We start from the raw sequence: 1,647 nt of genomic DNA on the forward strand, positions 1-1,647 counted from the left end.
CACTATCTACCCTTCCTGATTATGTCGGGTGAACTTGATTGAGTGTCCTTGATCGTTCGAAGATTGCAACTCGGATAGCGGAAGTGCTCAGCCCGTCGCCCGACATAATTCGGGCACCCTACAGACTATTCAGGAAGCTCAGGAGCTGGTCTGCCGGCCGGTAGCGTCCTGGCTTGCCGCGTGGCGGAGATGTCTTCTCAAGGGCTTGTTCCTTCATCGCAAGCGTCGCTTCGAGATAGATCTGCGTGGTTTCTACCGATTCATGTCCGAGCCACAACGCGATCACAGACCGATCGACGCCTGCTTGCAGAAGATCCATGGCCATCGTGTGTCTCAAACGGTGGACAGTGACCTGTTTCTGCCTCAATGAGGGGCAAACTTTACACGCCGTCTCGCGATGTTTGTTTAGCAGGTATTGCACGCCATGAACGCTGAGTCGTTCGCCCCGCTTGCTGGGAAACAGTACTCTGCCATCACCGCGTTGCGGTTCTCGCAGCCACGCTTTCAATACAGCGAGTGTGGATCTGGCGATGGGTGTACAGCGTTCTTTTCGACCTTTCCCGATCATCCGCACGTGAGCGCCGGCGCCAAGGATCAGGTCCTCGCGATTGAGCCCGGTCATCTCGGACAGGCGCAGGCCGGTTTGTACCGCGACCAACAGAAAGGCGTGATCACGCCGGCCAGACCAGGTACGTTGATCAGGGGAGGCAAGCAAGACGTCGACTTCAGGACGCGTCAGGAAGTGGACCAGAGTACGGGTAAAGCGTTTGCTGGGAATGGCAAGCACTCGCTGGATCTGGGCGGAATGGGCCGGTGCTTTGAGCGCGGCGTAGTGAAAGAAGGAATGGAATGCCGCGAGGCGCAGATTGCGAGTTCGAACGCTAACGCCTTGGTGCTTCTCGAGCTGGTCAAGGAACGCGACGATCAGGGGAGTATCGATTTCCTCAAGGTTCAGCCGGGACGGTGGCTTATGCAGGCGCTCATGCACGAACTTCAGAAATTGACGAAAGGTATCGCGATAGGAACTGATGGTGTGAGGGCTCGCCTGGCGTTCCTGCATCAGACGATGCGTGAAGAATTGCTCCAGTAACGGAGCAAAGGTGGCGGAAGTAGTCATGGCTGGTCCCCCCAGCGCTGTTCGAGGCGGCGCATCGCCTCACGCATCAGTTCGGGCGAGCCGCTCAAATACCACTGCGTATCCTCGATGTGGACATGGCCGAGGTAGGCCGACAGGATTGGCAATCTGCGCTCGGGATCCTGTCCCGACTGGTACCAGTGTACAAGTGTGTTCGTCGCAAATACGTGCCTCATGTCATGCAGACGCGGGCCGTGACTGTCGGATGCGCCGCGCAAGCCAATCTGCCGCGACAACGCATAGAAAGCGCGGTGAATCTGTCCACAGTCCATCCGGTTTCCCCAGCTCGAAACGAACAGGTAGGAAGACACCGGCCGCCCCGCCCAATGATGCTCACGTCGTGCGATATAGTCTGCTAGCACCTTGTAGGTCGAGGCATGCAAAGGAACGAATCTCGACTTGCCTAGCTTCGCTCCACGGATCGTCAATATCCCCGCTGTCAGATCGACGTCCTGCAGTTTGAGATTGCGCGCTTCACCCAAGCGCATGCCTGATACGCTCAGTAATCCGAA

General features: G+C 57.3%; 2 protein-coding genes. Both read right to left on the minus strand.

Annotation, left to right across the window (positions count from 1 at the left end; all coding sequences use genetic code 11):
- Positions 1-118: 118 nt before the first annotated feature.
- Positions 119-1,117, minus strand: coding sequence for a site-specific integrase (locus BVER_RS28785; protein ID WP_050456131.1), 999 nt, complete (start codon positions 1,115-1,117; stop codon positions 119-121).
- A partial coding sequence (locus BVER_RS28790; protein WP_157056300.1) for a tyrosine-type recombinase/integrase occupies positions 1,114-1,647 on the minus strand: 534 nt, incomplete at its 5' end. The genes BVER_RS28790 and BVER_RS28785, both read right to left, overlap by 4 nt.

The organism is Candidatus Burkholderia verschuerenii, from assembly GCF_001189365.1.
In the GTDB taxonomy this organism is placed as follows: domain Bacteria; phylum Pseudomonadota; class Gammaproteobacteria; order Burkholderiales; family Burkholderiaceae; genus Caballeronia; species Caballeronia verschuerenii.

What these genes read in the sequence shown, in the direction of transcription:
- BVER_RS28785 (WP_050456131.1), bottom strand. Translation starts at nt 1,117, where the DNA reads ATGACTACTTCCGCCACCTTTGCTCCGTTACTGGAGCAATTCTTCACG.